This window comes from Promicromonospora panici (genome assembly GCF_900608595.1).
Classification (GTDB): domain Bacteria; phylum Actinomycetota; class Actinomycetes; order Actinomycetales; family Cellulomonadaceae; genus Promicromonospora; species Promicromonospora panici.
Genome location: NZ_UWYY01000026.1, coordinates 67,470 through 84,853, shown reverse-complemented (window position 1 = coordinate 84,853; position 17,384 = coordinate 67,470). Strand labels below are relative to the sequence as shown.

At 69.7% G+C, this 17,384-nt stretch carries 17 protein-coding genes; 9 read left to right on the top strand and 8 right to left on the bottom strand.

The genetic code is table 11. The annotated features are described in order from the left end of the window. The first annotated feature begins 62 nt into the window (after positions 1-62). Entirely contained in the window at positions 63-506 is a 444-nt protein-coding gene (locus EW117_RS25375) for a hypothetical protein (RefSeq protein WP_129789514.1), read from the top strand. Between the two features lie 83 nt (positions 507-589). Here EW117_RS25375 and EW117_RS25370 read toward each other — a convergent pair whose 3' ends face one another. Further along, a complete protein-coding gene (locus tag EW117_RS25370; RefSeq protein ID WP_242504557.1) occupies positions 590-1,141 on the bottom strand; it encodes a GNAT family N-acetyltransferase in 552 nt (183 codons plus the stop codon). A gap of 18 nt (positions 1,142-1,159) precedes the next feature. Between EW117_RS25370 and EW117_RS25365 the strand changes: the two genes are divergently transcribed. Continuing rightward, positions 1,160-1,729: a helix-turn-helix domain-containing protein gene (locus tag EW117_RS25365; RefSeq protein WP_129789513.1), complete on the top strand. Its 570-nt coding sequence runs from the start codon at positions 1,160-1,162 to the stop codon at positions 1,727-1,729. Positions 1,730-1,935: 206 nt separating this feature from the next. After that, positions 1,936-3,138, top strand: a complete 1,203-nt coding sequence (locus EW117_RS25360; RefSeq protein WP_129789512.1) for a beta-1,3-glucanase family protein — start codon at positions 1,936-1,938, stop codon at positions 3,136-3,138. A 93-nt stretch (positions 3,139-3,231) separates the two neighbouring features. Here EW117_RS25360 and EW117_RS25355 read toward each other — a convergent pair whose 3' ends face one another. Continuing rightward, positions 3,232-4,257: a prolipoprotein diacylglyceryl transferase gene (locus tag EW117_RS25355; RefSeq protein WP_129789511.1), complete on the bottom strand. Its 1,026-nt coding sequence runs from the start codon at positions 4,255-4,257 to the stop codon at positions 3,232-3,234. Positions 4,258-4,380: 123 nt separating this feature from the next. Here EW117_RS25355 and EW117_RS25350 point away from each other — a divergent pair, with 123 nt between their 5' ends. Together EW117_RS25350 and EW117_RS25345 are read left to right on the top strand one after the other, a co-directional pair. Further along, positions 4,381-4,920: a peptidylprolyl isomerase gene (locus EW117_RS25350; protein ID WP_129789510.1), complete on the top strand. Its 540-nt coding sequence runs from the start codon at positions 4,381-4,383 to the stop codon at positions 4,918-4,920. Positions 4,921-4,996: 76 nt separating this feature from the next. After that, a complete protein-coding gene (locus tag EW117_RS25345) occupies positions 4,997-5,884 on the top strand; it encodes a rhomboid family intramembrane serine protease (RefSeq protein ID WP_129789509.1) in 888 nt (295 codons plus the stop codon). A gap of 161 nt (positions 5,885-6,045) precedes the next feature. On the opposite strand, the gene EW117_RS25340 is transcribed toward EW117_RS25345, so the two are convergent. Then, positions 6,046-6,312: a cell division protein CrgA gene (locus EW117_RS25340; RefSeq protein ID WP_129789508.1), complete on the bottom strand. Its 267-nt coding sequence runs from the start codon at positions 6,310-6,312 to the stop codon at positions 6,046-6,048. Positions 6,313-6,456: 144 nt separating this feature from the next. Between EW117_RS25340 and EW117_RS25335 the strand changes: the two genes are divergently transcribed. From EW117_RS25335 to EW117_RS25325, 4 genes are read left to right on the top strand one after another with little or no spacing between them, the layout of a single operon-like run. Continuing rightward, entirely contained in the window at positions 6,457-7,272 is an 816-nt protein-coding gene (locus EW117_RS25335; RefSeq protein WP_129789507.1) for a DUF881 domain-containing protein, read from the top strand. After that, entirely contained in the window at positions 7,269-8,102 is an 834-nt protein-coding gene (locus EW117_RS25330) for a class E sortase (protein ID WP_129789506.1), read from the top strand. The genes EW117_RS25335 and EW117_RS25330 overlap by 4 nt, the downstream gene beginning before the upstream one ends. After that, a complete protein-coding gene (locus EW117_RS29555; RefSeq protein WP_165362862.1) occupies positions 8,102-8,260 on the top strand; it encodes a hypothetical protein in 159 nt (52 codons plus the stop codon). Before EW117_RS25330 ends, EW117_RS29555 begins: the two co-directional genes overlap by 1 nt. Positions 8,261-8,269: 9 nt before the next feature. Further along, a complete protein-coding gene (locus tag EW117_RS25325; RefSeq protein WP_129789505.1) occupies positions 8,270-8,932 on the top strand; it encodes an aminodeoxychorismate/anthranilate synthase component II in 663 nt (220 codons plus the stop codon). Positions 8,933-8,988: 56 nt separating this feature from the next. Here EW117_RS25325 and pknB read toward each other — a convergent pair whose 3' ends face one another. The 5 genes from pknB to EW117_RS25300 are packed head-to-tail and all read right to left on the bottom strand — an operon-like array spanning position 8,989 to position 17,379. Next, complete coding sequence (gene pknB, locus EW117_RS25320) at positions 8,989-11,016, bottom strand: Stk1 family PASTA domain-containing Ser/Thr kinase (protein WP_129789504.1); 2,028 nt, start codon at positions 11,014-11,016, stop codon at positions 8,989-8,991. Further along, complete coding sequence (locus tag EW117_RS25315) at positions 11,017-12,822, bottom strand: serine/threonine-protein kinase (RefSeq protein WP_129789503.1); 1,806 nt, start codon at positions 12,820-12,822, stop codon at positions 11,017-11,019. Further along, the gene (locus EW117_RS25310) at positions 12,819-14,345 is read right to left on the bottom strand and encodes a peptidoglycan D,D-transpeptidase FtsI family protein (RefSeq protein WP_129789502.1); all 1,527 of its coding nucleotides are present in this window, start codon (positions 14,343-14,345) and stop codon (positions 12,819-12,821) included. The genes EW117_RS25315 and EW117_RS25310 overlap by 4 nt, the downstream gene beginning before the upstream one ends. Further along, positions 14,342-15,832 carry an FtsW/RodA/SpoVE family cell cycle protein gene (locus EW117_RS25305; RefSeq protein WP_129789501.1) on the bottom strand — a complete coding sequence of 497 codons (1,491 nt, stop codon included), beginning with the start codon at positions 15,830-15,832 and terminating at the stop codon, positions 14,342-14,344. Before EW117_RS25305 ends, EW117_RS25310 begins: the two co-directional genes overlap by 4 nt. After that, entirely contained in the window at positions 15,829-17,379 is a 1,551-nt protein-coding gene (locus tag EW117_RS25300; protein ID WP_129789500.1) for a PP2C family protein-serine/threonine phosphatase, read from the bottom strand. The genes EW117_RS25305 and EW117_RS25300 overlap by 4 nt, the downstream gene beginning before the upstream one ends. Positions 17,380-17,384: the final 5 nt, after the last annotated feature.

Here is a 17,384-nt window from a genome sequence, read left to right as displayed (position 1 = left end):
TCTGTATGCACAGTCCCGCTGACCATGTCGTCGTACCCACCATCTGGGGGTACGCCACCCTCGTGCAGAACAACGACGTGACCTCGCTCCTCGGCGAGGCGACCAGCCGGGTGGACACCGTCCTGCCGCCGATCCTCACCCCCGAGGAGCTCGCTGACTTTCATGACAATCTGCTGCAGGACCCCCGTGCGCGACGGCGTTCGCGGGGAACCTTCGCTCAGCAGAGACGCTTTCGGCGGGCTCTGCGGGAAGCCGTGGACGTGCGCACCACAGCCTCCCTCCGGCTTGACGTGTCGAGGCTCGAGCTCAGCGCGAGCGACGTCGTGTTCTCGACGCTCGTCCGCGCCATGTACATGGCGGCGACAGTCGACATGGAGCCTGCGCAGGATGCTCTCGCCCGCGAGCTCGTGTGGTGCGCGATCCACGCAGTCGATGCGGGCAATCTCGGCGAGGCCCTCGACTGGGCGGCAGCCCTTCGCAGGCTGGCGGCCGCACCGCCGGAATGACCTGCGGCGATACTTTCGCTGCAGGTCTTCTTTGGTGCGCTGGTCGCGACAGGCGCGACGCCGGTGTGGACGACGACCGCGCGTCACGGGGACGCCGTCAGGTCACGCTGCATGAGCCGGGTATCGATCCATCGGCCGTGCTTGAATCCCACCGCCTGCAGCCGGCCGGCGTCGACAAAGCCGAGACGTTCATGCAGCCGGACGGACGCCGCGCTGCCCGTGTCGGCGATCACCGCGATCATCTGGCGGCATCCGGCCGCGGCGGATCGGTCGACCAGCTCCGCGAGCAGCGCGGTGCCGACGCCGCGACCCGTGGCGCCCGGCGCCAGATAGACCGTGTTCTCGACGGTGTATCGGTACGCGGACTTGGAGCGCCACGGCGCGACGTAGGCGAAGCCGAGCACTTCCCCGTCGGTCTCGGCGACCAGGAACGGGAGGCCGTGCGCGATCAGCTCCGAGTGCCGCTGGGCCCAGTCGTCGGTGGTCGGCGGGATCTCGTTGAAGGTCGCGACGGTGTGCTCGACGTAGTGCGCCATGATCGCCGTCACGGCGACGAGGTCGGAGTTGCTCGGTACGACGGGCCGGATGATCGCCGGGTGCGCCGGTATCTCCGCCGATTCCGCTATAGTAAACACGCATGCTATTATAGCGGAATGTTTGACCTCGCGAAGCTGGGTACCCACGTCCAGGGGCTGCGCCACGACCGCGGCATGACCCTGGCCGAGCTGGCCTCGGCCGCGGAGGTGAGCGTGAGCATGCTGTCCTCGGTCGAGCGCGGGCAGAAGGCCGCCACGGTCGTGGTCCTGTCCCGCATCGCGGGCGGGCTCGGCGTCGGGCTGGCTGACCTGATCGCCGATACCGAACCCCGCCGCATGATCGTCCGTCGTGCCGCAGACCAGGACGCGGTCGAGGAGCCCGGCGGCTGGCGCAGGACGATCGTCAGTCCGGTCGTGCCCGGCGTGAACTTCGAATGGATCCGGACCACCCTGCCGGGTGGCTGCGACGCCGGCGAGTTCCCCGCCTACGCGCCGGGCTCGCACGAGTTCGTCGTCGTCGAGACCGGGACCCTACGGCTCCGCGTCGCCGATCAGGTCGCGGAGCTCTCGGCGGGCGACTCCGGCTACTTCGCGGCTGACGCTCCGCACGCGTATGCCAATCCGGGCAGCGATCCGTGTGCCTACTACGTCGCCGCGCTCATCATGCGCCCGCGCGGTCCGCGCTAGCGCGAGGCTCCCGTGGGCGGCGTCCTCGCATCAGGGGGACCACGTAGATCGCCGTGTGGCATCCCCGTACATCTGGCCCTCGTCCCAGATTTTTCACCCGCAATGAGGGTTCGAGTACTGACAAGGAAGGGCTCCTTCCATATCGTCGAGCCGGAGGGGCACGCACCATCCAACTGACCGGCCCCTCGTGATCCGAGGAGGACCGCGTGTCCCTGACCAGGAAACTCATCGGCACTGCCGCCGCGCTGACCGCAGCCCTATCGGCCGCCGTGGTCGCCACACCGACGGCCACCGCAGTCCCTGACACGATCCCGCTCACGATCACCAACGACTCCGGTCGTGGTGACCAGGTCTTCGTCTACGTCCTGGGCGAGTCCGGCGGCGAGCTCGGCTACGCCGACGCCGACGGGACGTTCCATGCCTGGCCGGACGCCGGGAGCGTCCCCGAACCGGCGCCGGACGCGTCGATCGCGGGCCCCGCGAACGGGCAGGACATCACCATCCAGATGCCCAAGCTGTCGGGCCGGGTCTACTTCTCGTACGGCAGCAAGCTCGACTTCAAGATCGTCAACGACGGCCAGCTCGTGCAGCCCGCCGTGCAGAACCCCGACGACCCGAACCGGGACATCCTGTTCAGCTGGACCGAGTACACGCTCAACGACTCCGGCCTGTGGATCAACAGCACGCAGGTCGACTTCTTCTCCGCGCCCTACCAGACGGGCCTGCGGTCCTCGAGCGGCGAGCTCATGCGCACCGGGATGCTCAAGCCCGACGGGTGGGACAACGTTGTGTCCGCCCTGTCGCAGCAGGAGGGCTGGGACGGGCTCGCGCAGACCGGGCCGGACGGCTCCGTGCTCCGCGTCCTCTCCCCCGGCCACGGCGTCGGCACGGGCCAGGTCGACGAGAACGTCCTGTCCGACTACGTCGACCGCGTGTGGAGCAAGTACTCCACGGAGACCCTGACGGTCGTCCCGTACGGCGACCAGCCGGAGAAGAAGTTCCTCGGCACGGTGTCGGGCGACACCATGACCTTCACCGACACCTCCGGGGCGGTCATCACCACCTTCCCGAAGCCCTCGGGCGAGTCGATCTTCGGGTGCGCCGGTGACCTGGCAGCGCCGAACGACGACATCGGCGCCATCGCCCGCACGCTGTGCGCCGGATTCAACCGGTCCTCGCTGCTCGACAGCACCACGCAGCCGACCCAGGATCCGGCAGGGTTCTACCAGGACTCGGTGACGAACTACTACGCCAAGTACATCCACGAGCAGATGGCGGACGGTAAGGCGTACGCCTTCGCGTTCGACGACGTCGTCAACCAGGAGTCGCTCGTGCACGACGGCGACCCGACCGAGGCATTCATCCAGCTGGACCCGTTCACGGGCGCCGCCACGCCGATCGGCGGGTGACGTAGGGCCGCGAAGCAGAGCGCCTGTCCGGCTTGGCACGAGAACTCCTCGTGCCAAGCCGGACAGGCGCTCTACTTCGCGGCCCTACTGAGGTCAGCCCTCCTGCTTGGCCTCCCCCGCCGGCTTGGTCTCGACCGGCGGGACCTCGTCGACGAGGGGCTGGTCCGTCGCGGGCGGAACGTCCTCCGTCGGCCCGAGGTCCGCGGCCTCCGAGGTGGGCACCGTCGGGCTGTCGCCGCCGGCCTTCTGCGCGGCGTCGGACACGGCGGCGCCTGCCTTCTGCGCCCTTGCCTTCGCCGCGTCGATGACCGGAGCGGCCTTCTCCTTCGCGGCGTCGAACACCGGAGCGGCCTTCTCCAGCACGGGGCCGGCCTTCTCCTTGGCGGCCTCGAACGCGGGGCCGGCCGCCGAGTAGGCGCGGACACCGAGGTCCTTGGCGGTCTGCGCCGCCTTGGCCCCTGCCTCCTTGCCCTTGGCGACGGCGGAACCTGCGGCTGCGCCGACGCCGGAGGAGTGCCGTGCGGCGCCGTTCGAGTAGTCGGCACCCGTGCCCTGCTCCCAGGGTTCGGCCCACGGGTCGGTCTGGGGCTGTGCTCGCTTCCAGAACACGTAGCCCGCGACGGCGGCGCCGCCCGCGGCCAGAGCTACGAGCCAGCCCTTCTTGGAGCTCTTCTTGCTCGCCTTGTCCGCCGCATCGGTGACGGTCTCGGCGAGCGATGCCTTGCTCTGCGCTGTCGCGGCGTTGGCCGCCGCGGCGTTGAACGCGGAGACCATCTTCGGCAGCAGGTCGTCCACGAGCTTGTCGTGTGCTGAGTCGATGAGCGGTGCCGCCTTGCTCGCGGCCTTCTCGACCTGGGGAGCGGCAGCCTGGAGGCTGTCCTGCCAAGCCTTCTCCGCACGCGGCGTGAGCCAGGCGATGAAGTCGTTCACGCGGGGCTGTGCCCAGTCCTTGGCGTTCGAGGCCCGGTCCTTGGCCTGGGCCGCGAGGGACCCCGCCTGCGTTGCGGCCTTGGAGCTGACGTCGGAAAGCAGAGCTGTGGCCTCCGCGGCCCTCTCCTTGACCTTCTCGGTGTCGATCTTGCTCGTATCCACGTAGTCGGTCACCTTCTTGCGGGTCATGAAGCTCCCCCCGAACTGTTCAAATACTCCTCAAGATGCCACTCTGCCACCGCCTGGGCTTGCTGGCGAGGTAAGGCGCGGACGATGCAGCACCAGCGGGCTGCTCCGTGGGAGGATTGATACATGTTCGCAATCCTGCACACCACCTCTGGTGACATCCGTATCGAGCTCTTCCCGAACCACGCGCCCAAGACTGTCGAGAACTTCGTCGGCCTCGCGACCGGTGAGAAGGCCTGGACGGACCCGCGGACGGGAGAGGAGCGCAAGGACCCGTTCTACGACGGTCTCATCTTCCACCGTGTCATCGACGACTTCATGATCCAGGGCGGCTGCCCGCTCGGCACGGGAACCGGCGGCCCGGGGTACACGTTCAACGACGAGATCCACCCGGAGCTCCAGTTCAACGAGAAGTACATCCTCGCGATGGCCAACGCCGGCAAGCGCCGCAACCCGGTGACGGGCGAGATCGAGGGCACCAACGGTTCGCAGTTCTTCCTCACCACTGCCGAGACCCCGTGGCTGAACGGCAAGCACACCATCTTCGGCAAGGTGGCTGACGACGCTTCCCGCAAGGTCGTCGACCAGGTCGGCAAGACGCGCACGCGTCCTGGTGACCGCCCCGTCGACGACATCACCATCGAGTCGGTCACCATCGAGCCCTGAGGGACGGCGGCGACCGCGCCGCTGTGCTGGACCCAGCACCACCCTGAGTACTGAGGACCGAGGGGACTGAGGACGTATCGCAACGAACGACCCGGCCGCCGAGGAGCCGACCGAGGCCGCGGCTCCCGTCTGCCCGCGACACCCCGACCGGGTGTCCTACGTACGCTGCCAGCGCTGTGGCCGGCCTGCCTGCCCGGAGTGCCAGCGGCCGGCCGCCGTCGGCGTGCAGTGCGTGGACTGCGTGCGGGAGTCGAAGCGCACCGCTCCCCGCGTGCGGACAGTCTTCGGCGGCTCGGCCGGCGAGACGGGGGCGGGCGGCCGCCCGATCGTCACCTTCACCATCATCGGGATCTGCGTCGCGAGCTGGCTGCTGCAGCTGGTGACGGGTGGCCGGTGGACGGAGCTGCTCTGGTTCTGGCCCTGGGGCGGCGCGGTCGAGCCGTGGCGCTTTCTGACGGCCTCGTTCCTGCACTCCACGTCGCCGCTGCACATCCTGTTCAACATGTACGCCCTGTGGATAACCGGCCAGTTCCTCGAGCCGCTGCTCGGTCGGCTGCGGTTCGCGGTCCTGTGCCTGCTCTCCGCCGTGGGTGGTTCGGTCGGCGTCCTCCTGCTGGCGGGCGACCCGTTCACCTCGAGCGCCTGGGTGACGCCCGTGGTGGGTGCCTCCGGCATGGTGTTCGGCCTCTTCGGGGCGATGCTCCCGGTGATGCGCCGGCTGGGCCGGAGCATGGGGCAGGTGCTGGTCCTGCTCGCGATCAACGGCGCCATCGGGTTCTTCGTGCCGAACATCTCGTGGCAGGCGCACCTGGGCGGGCTCGTCACCGGAGCGCTGGTGGCCTATGCCTACGCGTATGCGCCGAAGGAGCGCCGGGCCGCCGTCGCCTGGGTGGTCCCGGTGGTGGGCGTCGCGCTCCTGGTGGGCCTGGCGGTGTGGCGCTACAGCTCGCTGGGCGTCCTGTGAACAGGCTGGTGACCCCTCGGCCGGACTCCGCCAAAACCGCGGAGCTGGGCCGATCTGACCACCTGGCGGTGTGTCACCACTCTCTTTTCCCCAGCTTTACCCACAGCTGTGGATAAATAGGGACACAGTTCCGCGGCCGCCTCAGCGCGGCCGCGGACCCGTCACTTCCAGCGTGTGGTGAGGCCGAAACCGACGATGATCAGGCCGAAGCCGATCGCGAGGTTCCACTGCCCGAGCGGCGGGATCGGCAGGCCGAGGTCGGAGCTCGTGAGGTAGAACGTCACGATCCAGACCAGGCCGAGGATCATCAGGCCCAGCATCAGCGGGGCGAGCCAGCGCGGGTTGACCGCCTCACCGGGCAGCGCGACCTTGGCCTCGGCCTTCTCGACCTTGGCCTTCTTCTTGTTGCGGGACTTCGACTCGGGCACGAGGCGGGCTCCTGTCCTGGTGTGGTCGTCCCGACGGGTGTGCCGAGCCGACGTCTGCTTGCTCGTGGACTAGCGTAGTGCTCCACAGGCCTGAGTCGTGACCAGACGCGTCCGCGGGTTTGTCGAATGTTGCAGGAGTGACGCGTGACCGGAGCCGAACCGACGCCCGCGCCGCCCGCCCCGAGCGGTGCGACGGGCTTCTTTCGCGCCTCGATGAACGCCGGATGGCGTTCGTGGCTCAGCGTCGGCGCCGTCGCCGTGCTGGCCGGCCTCATGTTCAGCGCGAGCGCACGCCTGGCGGACGGCGGTGGCGCCGACACCCGTGATCCACAGGACCTCGCGCAGCTCGTCGACGCCGAGACGGCACGCGTCACGGAGCTCACCGAACGCACCGGTGAGCTCGATCGTGAGATCGAGGCGCTGAGCGCCCGCGCGGGTACCGCCGTCCCCGAGCCCGCCGCCGGCCTGGTGGGGCGTGAGGGCGTGGTGTCGGGATCCGCGCCCGTGGCGGGCCCGGGTGTGACGGTGACGCTCGACGACGCCCCGTCGACGTCGGTCGATGTCGGGCCGGGTGGTGTGGAGCCGCAACCCGACGACCTCGTGGTGCACCAGCAGGACCTGCAGCACGTGATCAACGCGCTGTGGGGCGGCGGTGCCGAGGCCATGACTCTGCAGGGTGAGCGCGTGACGTCGACGTCGGCGTTCCGCTGCTCCGGCAATATCCTCCTGCTGCACGGCAAGGTTTTCTCACCCCCCTACAAGGTGACGGCTGTGGGAGACCCGGAGAAGATGGAGGCGTCACTGATGAGCTCCGAAGGCGTCCAGACGTACCTGGAGTACGTCGACTGGGTGCATCTGGGCTGGGACGTGCAACGCAGCGACCACCTGGACCTCCCCGCGTACAACGGCGGCGGTCTCCAGTACGCGAAGGTTCCCGATGGTACGGAGGTCTTTGGATGACCCACGCGCAGGCCGGCCACAACGTGCCCCTGGCACAAGAGGTCTTCCCCATCGCGTATCAGCGCGGTCCGTCCGGCATGGGGCCGCGTAACGCGCGGCGCCCGCGTGGGGCCTCGTCGCCCATGCGGCCGGTCGCCTGGCTGATCGGTGTGATGGGCGAGCTCCTCGTGACCGCGGGTCTGGTGCTCGGCCTCTTCGTGGTGTGGCAGCTCTGGTGGACCGACGTCGAAGGCGCGCGGGCGCAGAACGAGATCATCGCCGAGATGGACTGGGGGAGCGCGCCCACCGGCCCCGCGACCGCGACCGAGAACCATGGTCCGCCGCCCGTCATGAAGGAGCCGCCCGAGGACGGGACGCTCTTCGCGCAGATGTACATCCCGCGGTTCGGCGACGACTACGTCAAGCCGGTCGCCGAGGGAACGGACAAGGCCACGGTGCTCGACACGATCGGCATCGGGCATTACAACGGCACGGCGATGCCGGGCGACCTCGGCAACTTCGCCGTCGCCGCGCACCGCACCACGTACGGCAAGCCGTTCAACCAGATCGCGGAGCTCAAGAACGGCGACGCCCTGGTGGTCCGCACCGAGAAGACCTGGTACGTCTACAAGGTGACCGAGTCGAAGATCGTGTACCCGCAGAACGTCGAGGTGATCGCGCCGGTGCCCGGCGTGACGTCCGACCAGCCCATGCCCGAGCTGACCGACCGGTTCATCACGCTGACCTCGTGCCACCCGATGTTCTCCGCGACCCAGCGGTACATCGTGCACGGCGAGCTCGAGTACTGGTCGCCGGTCGGCGACGGCAAGCCGAAGGAGCTGGTGGGCTGATGTACGCGCTGCTGTGGCGGGCCATTCCCGGCCCGGGCTGGTTCAAGTTCCTGGTCTGCGTCGTGCTCATCTTCGGCGTGGTCGCCGTGTGCTTCACCGAGTTCTTCCCGTGGCTCAGCGAGTACATGCCGTTCAACGACACCACCGTCGGCGCGTAGCATTCCTGCATGACGCGCATCCTCGTCGTCGACAACTACGACTCGTTCGTCTACACGATCGTCGGCTACCTCGACCAGATCGGCGCCCGGACCGTGGTGGTCAGGAACGACGCCGTGCCCTCCCCCGACGCCGAAGGCCGCTACTGGTACGACGGCGGCGACAGCTCCCCCGTGCCCTACGACGGCGTGCTCGTGTCGCCCGGTCCGGGAACACCCGCGGAGGCCGGCGCCTCCGAGGACGTCATCCGGGCCTGCGCCCGGTCGAGCACCCCGATGCTCGGCGTCTGCCTGGGCCACCAGGCCCTCGCCGAGGTGTACGGGGGCGAGGTGACGCACGCGCCCGAGCTCATGCACGGCAAGACGAGTCTCGTGGAGCACTCCGGCGACGGTGTGCTCGCCGGCCTGCCGACGCCGTTCACGGCGACGCGCTACCACTCGCTCGCCGTGACGCCGGACAGCGTGCCGGACGAGCTGCACGTGACCTGCACGACGGCGTCGGGCATCGTCATGGGCCTGCAGCACCGCGAGCTGCCGCTGCACGGCGTTCAGTTCCACCCGGAGTCGGTGCTCACCGAGGGCGGGCACCGGCTGCTGGCGAACTGGCTCGAGACCTGCGGGCTCGAGGGCGCCGTCGAGCGGGCAAAGGGAATGGCGCCGCTGGTCACCTCGTGACCGACGACGCCATGCCTCTCCAACGCCGGCCGGGATCACCCGGCCGGCGTTCTGCTCTACGGGAAGATCTCTTCGCCGTCTCCGTTGCCGTTGCCGTTGCCCTCACCCTCGGGAGGGCCGGACGAGACCACCAGGTTGATGATCGCACCCACCTCGACGGTGGAACCGGGTGCAGGATCCGATGTGATCACCGTGCCGGCCTCGAAGGAGTCGGAAGGCTCCTGCGACCCTTCCTGGCAGGTGATCTGCACGCCCGTGCACATGACCTGGGCCTCCTCGACCGTCTTGCCGAAGAGGTCGGGCGGAACCGTCGTCTCCTCCGGCTCCGGAGCCGTCGCGATGTAGACCGTGACCGTCGTGCCCTGCGGCACGTCACCCGCCTCGGGATCGGTGCGGGCGATAGAGCCCTCCGGGACCTCGTCGCTCGGCTCCTCGTCCCAGTTGATGGTGCCGAGGCCGATGTTCGTCAGCTGCGGCTCGGCGGCCTCCCTGGTCTGCCCGATGACGTTCGGAATCGTGGTCTGGCCGGTCGAGAGGTACAGGACGACATCCGAGCCCTCCTCCACCGTCTGCCCGGCACCCGGCTCGGTCTTGGTCGCAGCGCCCTGCGCGACGTCAGGGCTGTTCTCCGTCTCGGTACCGCTGACCGTGAGGTTCTCCTCCTCGAGCCGGGCTCGGGCGTCGGCCTCCGACAGGTTCTTCACGTCCGGAATGTTGACCTGCCCCGGGGCACCGGCCACGAAGACCGTGACCGTCGAGTTCTCCTCGACCTCCGTGTTCGCCACCGGGTCGGTGTCACCTGTGGTCTGGCCCTCGGGTAGGTCGGAGTCCTTGTCGATGGCCCGCTCGAACGTCAGGCCGGCCGCCTCGATCTGCTGCCTCGCCTCCTCGGCGGAGATGCCCTCCGCGATGGTGGGCACCGCGACCGTCGTCGGCTCCTGGGTCTGGTTGTTCATCGCCATGGCGATGACGATGGCCGCGACCGCCGCCAGGGCGATCCCGAGCAGCCACCACATGAGCGCCCGGCTCTTCTTCTCCGGCTCGCGCTGGTCGGCGCGCGTCGGCTGGCCGGGGTAGCCCCCGCCGGGCGTGACCGGGCTCTGCTGCGCGGTGGTCGGGCCCCAGGCCTGGCCCGGCGTCATGACCTGCGTGGCGCCGTAGGCGGGCTGGCCCGCAACCTGCGTGGCGCCCATCATGGCGCCGACCATCGGCGCGCTGACCTGGCCGCCGCGCATGGCGGCCTCCAGGTCGCGCCGGAACTCGGCGGCCGTGCTGTACCGCTGGTCGCGGTCCTTGGTCAGTGCCTTGAGCGTGATGCGGTCCAGCACGTCGGGGACGTCGGTGGCGACCTCCGACGGGCGCTGCGGCTCCTGGCCCACGTGCTGGTAGGCGACGGCCACGGGCGAGTCGCCCAGGAACGGCGGCCGGCCGGTGAGCAGCTCGAACAGCATGCAACCGGTCGAGTACAGGTCGGAGCGGGTGTCCACCTGTTCGCCGCGCGCCTGCTCCGGCGAGAGGTACTGCGCGGTGCCGATCACGGCGTGCGTCTGCGTCATCGTCGCGGCGGAGTCCGCCATGGCGCGCGCGATGCCGAAGTCCATCACCTTGACCGCGCCCGTGGGTGTGATCATCACGTTCGCGGGCTTGATGTCGCGGTGCACGATGCCCGCGTGGTGCGAGTACTCCAGCGCGCTCAGCACGCCGACCGTGATCTCGACGGCCTCCTCGATCGGCACCGCGGCGCCGTCGGTCAGGATGTCGCGGACGGTGTGGCCCTCCACGTACTCCATGACGATGAACGGGACGTGCACGTCCTCGCCGGCGGCGTTCTGGTGGATGTCCTCGCCCGTGTCGTACACGGCGACGACCGCGGGGTGGTTCAGCGCCGCGGCGGACTGCGCCTCACGGCGGAAGCGCGTCAGGAAGGACGGGTCGCGAGCGAGGTCGGAACGCAGCACCTTGATCGCCACCGTACGACCGAGGCGGGTGTCGTGGCCGATGTGTACCTCGGCCATGCCGCCACGGCCGACAAGCTCGCCGACCTCATAACGGCCGGCGAGTACGCGGGGCGTGTTCTCCACCACTCATACGTCCTTTGATGTCATGGCCGTCTGCCTCAGGGCATACGACTCGTTGAGGAGCATCATCCCAGAAGCGGCGGCTGTGGCCGCTGCAGGGGAACTCAGTGTTTCGGCGTAGATTTCGGAGGAACCCCACGGCTCCTGCAGAGCGCCGTCGTCGCCGCCACCCGAGACCAGCGTGATGATGAGGACCACGAGCAGCAATGCAACCAGCGCGACCAGCGGCCAGGACACCCGGACGCCTACCCGGTCCTCGATCCCGCCCACCCAACGTTGGATGTCGGACGACAGACTCCGGCGCTTCCCAGGGTGCCCTCCCGAACGCCCCTGCTGGGGGACCTTTCGGCCGTCCTGGCGTGTCGAGTGCAGATCCCGGCGCGACGGGTAGGCGCGCGCGCCGTTCCCGTTGCCGTTGGGCCCGCCCGCGGACGGCGGAGGGATGTACCCCGAGCCGTGCTGCCGGCCGTGGGCGTCCGTGCCGTAGGCGCCCGACGTCGTGCCGTACCCGGCCGAGTCGGAGCCGTAGCCGGCCGAGTCCGCGCCGTGCCCGGCGGAGTCGGTGCCGTAGGAACCGGAACCCGGAGCGCCGGCCGGTGTTCCCGGCGCAGGCGAATAAGGACGCCCGTAGGCGTCCGTCCCATAGGCGCCCGACGTCGTGCCGTACCCGGCCGAGTCGGAGCCGTAGCCCCCGGAACCGTACGGTCCCGAGCCGTAACCACCTGCCGGGGTGCCGGAGCCGTACCCGCCGGCGGGTGTGCCGGAGCCGTATCCGCCGGCCGGGGTGCCCTGGTCGGGGCTCGGCGGAGCGGACTGCGCGTTGGCGACCGTGGTGTGCCGGCCGCCGCCACCGAACGGCGCCTGCCGGCGTGCGTGCGACGGGCCGGGCTGCGGAGCACCGTTCCGGCTGGCGCTCGACCGCTGCGACGACGGGGGCTGCCCCTCGCGGCGCGTCCGGCGCGCGTAGCGGGAGCTGCCGAACGGGTCCTCCGCGATCTCGGCGGCGAGCACGTCGAGGTGCCGCGCGAGCTGGTCGGCGGACGAGATGCGCTGCGCCGGGTCCTTCTCCAGCATCTTCGTGATGGTCTCGGCGAGGCCGGGGTGGACCGACGTCGGGAGCAGCGGAACCGGCGCGTTGACGTGGGCGATGGCGATGTCGACCGGCGTCCGGCCCGTGAACGGCCGACGCCCGGCCGTGGCCTCGTAGGCGACCACGCCGAGCGCGTAGATGTCCGAGGCACCCGTCGCCGACTGGCCGACCGCCTGCTCGGGGGACAGGTACTGCGCGGTACCCATCACCATTCCGGTGGCTGTCATGGGCACCTGGTTCTGCGCCACCGAGACGCCGAAGTCGGTGATCTTCACCGTTCCGGAGTGCTCCAGCAGGATGTTGCCCGGTTTCACGTCCCGGTGGACGACGCCGGCCAGGTGCGCGGCGTGCAGGCCGCGCGCCGTCTGCGCCAGGATCGGCAGGAGCCGGGCCGGCTGGAGCACCGGCTCCCGCTCGAGCAGGTCGGCGAGCGGCTCCCCCAGGACCAGCTCCATGACGAGGTAGCCGGCTCCGCGCTCCTCGCCGTAGTCGAACATCTGCGCGATGTTGGGGTGAACGAGGGTCGACGAGTTCCGGGCCTCCGTGCGCAGGCGACGAAGAAAGTCCTCGTTGCCCGTGTACTCCTCGCGGAGCACCTTCACGGCGATCTCGCGCGCGAGCTTCTCGTCGCGCGCGACCCAGACCTCGCCCATGCCGCCCATGGCGATGCGCCGCACGAGCGTGTAGCGCTCACCGAGCGTCAGACCCTCGACCGGTCTCATTTCGCGATCGCCGCCTGCATGATCTGCGCGGCGATCGGGCTGGCGAGAGCGCCACCGGTGGACTCGTCGGTGGACTGGCCCTCGTTCTCCAGCACGACCGCCACCGCGACCTGCGGGTCGTCGGCCGGGGCGAACGACGTGAACCACAGCGTGGGCGACCGAGGGTCGTCCTCGGCGGTACCGGTCTTGCCGGCCACCTCGACACCCGGGATCTGCGCGCCCGTGCCGGAGCCGTCGGTGACGACCGAGAGCATCATCTCGGTGAGCGCGTCGGCCGTGGACGACGAGAACGGGCTCTTGTAGCGGCTCGGCTTGGTCTGGCTGACGAGCTCGAGGTCGCTGTCCCGCACGTTGTCGATGAGGTACGGCTCCATGAGCTCGCCGTCGTTCGCGACAGCGGCCGAGATCATGGCGACCTGGAGCGGCGTCATGCGCACGCTGCCCTGACCCATGCCGGACAGTGCGATGCGGGCGTCCGAGTCGTCGTCGTTCTCGCCACCGATGAGGCCTGGGTAGGCGCCGATCGAGGTCGACATCGGGATGTCCAGCGACTCAGTGAACCCGAAGTCCTCGAACATCTGCTGCATGCCGTCCTTGCCGACCGTGTTGGCCAGGCCGAGGAACGCTGTGTTGCAAGAGATCGCCAGTGCATCCTTGAGCGTCATCTCCCCGGTGCTCGAGCACGTCTCGCCGCCGTAGTTCTGGACGTCCGTCGAGGTGCCGGGCAGCCGGTAGAGGTTGGGCGCCGGGATCGTGGTGTCCGGGGTCATGCCGTCGTACTCGATGGCCGCGGCCGAGGTGAGCAGCTTGAACGTCGACCCGGGCGGGAACGTGGCGTTGATCGTGCGGTTGATCGTCGGGCCGTAGACGCTGAACCGCTCCTCACCTCCGATCGTGCCGATCTGCGGCTTGTCGTTGATCAGCGCCTCGGAGGTAGCGGTGACCTCGGCCGAGTCGTGCACGGCGAGCGTGTTCGGGTCGTACGACGGCTTGGAGACCATCGCGAGGATGGCACCTGTCTTCGGGTCGAGGGCCACGGCGGCGCCGTTGCGGTCACCCAGCGCGTCCCAGGCGGCCTTCTGGACCTTGGGGTCGATGGTGAGCTCGACCGAGGAGCCCTGCGCCTCCTCGCCCGTGATGAGGTTCTGCAGCCGGTCGAGCCACAGGGAGTCGTCCTCGCCCGCGAGGTAGCTGTTCGCGTACCGCTCCATCCCGGTGACCGTGCCGTTGATGGCGAAGTAGCCGGTGACGGGCGCGTACACGCTGGCAGCGCCGGCGTCACCCTCGGAGTAGGTGCGCAGGTACTTGTAGTTGTCGTCCACCGGGACGGAGGTGACGATCGGCTCACCGCCGACCACGATGGGGCCGCGGTCCCGGGCCAGCGCGCTGTAGATGGTGCGCACGTTGCGCCCGTCGCTGTTGAGGCTCTCCGCGGACACGAACTGGATCCAGGTGGTCGACACCATGAGGGCCAGGAACATCACCATCACGATGGTCGACAGGCGGCGCAGGGTCGCGTTCACCGGTCCACCCCCCGGACGATCTGCGTGGCGTCGTCAGGCGTGGCGCCGCGGCCGGCGCCGGCGTCGGTCTCCGCCTGCACGGGGCTCCCGCCCCCGACCTCGATGGCGCCACCACCCACCATGGCGGGCGCCGGGTCGGCGAGGGCGCCGCGGGTCGGCAACGACGACGGGCGTCGGGCGGCATCGGAGATGCGCAGCATGAGTGCGATGACTATCCAGTTCGCGAGCAGGGATGATCCACCCTGGGCCATGAACGGCAGGGTCAGGCCGGTCAGCGGGATGATGCGGGTGATACCGCCCACCACCACGAAGAGCTGCAGCGCCATGACGAAGGCGAGGCCGCCCGCGAGGAGCTTGCCGAAGCCGTCGCGCACACCGATGGCGTGCCGCAGGCCGCGCTGCACGATCACCAGGTAGATCAGCAGGATCGCGAGCAGGCCCGTGAGGCCGAGCTCCTCGCCGAGCGCCGCGTAGATGAAGTCGGAGAACGCGAAAGGCACGTACTGCGGGTAGCCCTCGCCCCAGCCGGCTCCGAACATGCCGCCGTAGGCCATGGCGAACATGCCCTGGACGATCTGGTACGACCCGCCGAAGTCACGGTCGTACAGCTCGGCGTTGAGGGGGTCGAGCCAGACGTCGACGCGGCCCTGGACATGGCTGAAGATCGACCACGCCACCACGGCGCCGGCGGCGAACATCACGAGGCCGATGACGATCCAGCCCACCCGGTCGGTGGCGAGGTAGAGCATGCCGACGAACAGGCCGAAGAACAGGAGCGACGTCCCGAGGTCCTTCTCGCCGATGAGGACCGCCAGCGAGACCGCCCAGACGATGAGGATGGGGCCGAGGTCACGCAGGCGCGGGAGCTGCAGGCCCATGAACTTCTTGCCTGCCAGGGCCAGGGTGTCGCGGTTCGCGACCAGATAGCCCGCGAAGAACACCGCGAACGCGATCTTGGCGAACTCCGCGGGTTGCAGTGAGAAGCCGCCGATGTAGATCCAGATCTTCGCGCCGTTGACCTCCTGGCCCAGGCCAGGGATCAGGGGCAGGACCACCAGCACGATGCCGACGATCATCGCCGTGTACGTCAGGCGGCGCAGGCTGCGGTGGTCGCGGATGACGAAGATGACGACGCAGGCCACGATGATGCCCAGCGCCGTCCACATCAGGTGACGGGACGCGTTGGCGCCCCTGATGTCGACGAGGTCCTGCCGCAGGATCATCGCCATGCTCACGCTGTTCAGCAGCACCACCGCCGGCAGGATCACCTGGTCGGCGTAGGGCGCGCGCAGCCGCAGCACGATGTGTGCGGTGAAGGCCAGCGCGGCGAGCACGATCGTGTAGGTCCAGAACCCTTCGGGCAGGCCATCCTCGAGCGAGTAGCCCACCATCCACATGCCGCCCATGCCGAGCGCCAGCGCGATGACGAGCAGCACCGCCTCCGCGATGCGGGCCGGGGCGTTCTCCTCGGGACGGAGGGCGGTCATCCGTTCTTCCCCTGGCCGGAGTCGTTCGCGTCTGCCCCGGCGTTCGGTGACGAGTCGCCGTTCGGCTCCTCGCTCGTGCTGGAGTCGGGGCTCGTGCTGGGTTCGGGGCTCGTGCTGGGGTCGGGCGACGGGCTGGGCCCGGTCTCCTCGGCCGCGTCCTCGATGAGCCGGTCGGCGCGCCCGCGGGCGTCCTCGAGGGACGTGGCGCGGATGGTCTCGTTCACGCGGTCGGCGACGAAACCGGGCAGCTCGTCGACGCGTGTTCCGGTGAGCTCGACCGGGGTCGAGAAGGTCAGGGGGCCCGCCGTGGCCGGGATGCCGCGGAACACGGCGACCTGGCCGTCGGCCTCCCCGACGTAGTACTGGGTCTGGGTCCAGCGGTAGCCGCCCCAGCCCGCAAGGCCGAGGCCGATGATCAGCAGGACCGCACCCAGCACGGTGAGCCAGGCGCGACGCTTCGGCGGCGTCTCCTCGTCGGCGATGTCCTCGTCGAGGTCCTCGTCCGGCTGTACGTCGGGCTGGTACTGCTCCTCGTCCGGCCCGCCGGCGATCATGGCCTGCTCGAGCGTGCTCGCGAGCCCGTCCTGCGCGACGGCGTCGGGCAGGACGCTCACCGCGACGGGCGAGGTGCCGGGCTGGCCGCCCGGCTGCACCGTCGACCGGGTGAAGCCGGTCACGGTGTCGCCGTCGATGTCGGAGCCGGATCCCGGCGACAGAGACGTGGGGGACTGCGGGTCGTCGCCGGCCGCCGTCACTCCGGCGAGGGCCGCCGAACCGACGATCTCGGGGGTCAGGGTCGCGACGGTGGTGGCCGCGGCGGCCTCGTCCAGGACGTCGGCCACGACGACCGTGATGTTGTCGGTGCTGCCCGCGCGCATGGACATCGAGACGAGCCGCTCGACGGCGTCCGCCGGGCTGGCGACCGAGATGAGGACCTCGGCGATCTCGTCGTCCGGGACGAACCCGGAGAGGCCGTCGGAGCAGAGCATCCAGCGGTCGCCAGGCACCGCCTCGCGGATCGACAGGTCGGGCGTGAGGTCCAGGTCGAAGTCGCCCAGCACCCGCATGACGACGTTGCGCTGCGGGTGCGTCTCCGCTTCGTCGGGCGTGATGCGGCCGGTGTCGACGAGGTGTTGCACGAAGGTGTGGTCCACGGTGACCTGCGCCAGGGTGCCGTCGCGCAGCAGATACGCGCGCGAATCACCCAGGTGGGCCATGGCCAGCGTGTTGCCGGACTTCAGCAGGGCTGTCACCGTGGTGCCCATGCCTGCCAGGTCCGGGTCGGCGGTCGTCGCGTCGACGAGGTCCTGCCGGGCGCGGTCGATCGTGCGCTCGAGCTCGGACATCGACTGTTCGGAGCTGTGATCGGGGCGATCCAGACCCACCAGGGCCGCGATCGTCAGCGCGGACGCGACGTCGCCGCCTGCGTGTCCGCCCATCCCGTCCGCCACGACGAGGAGGTTGGGCCCCGCGTAGGCGGAGTCCTGGTTGTTGGAGCGGACGAGGCCGACGTCGGAGCGCGCGGCATACCGCAAGGTCACGGTCACGTGAT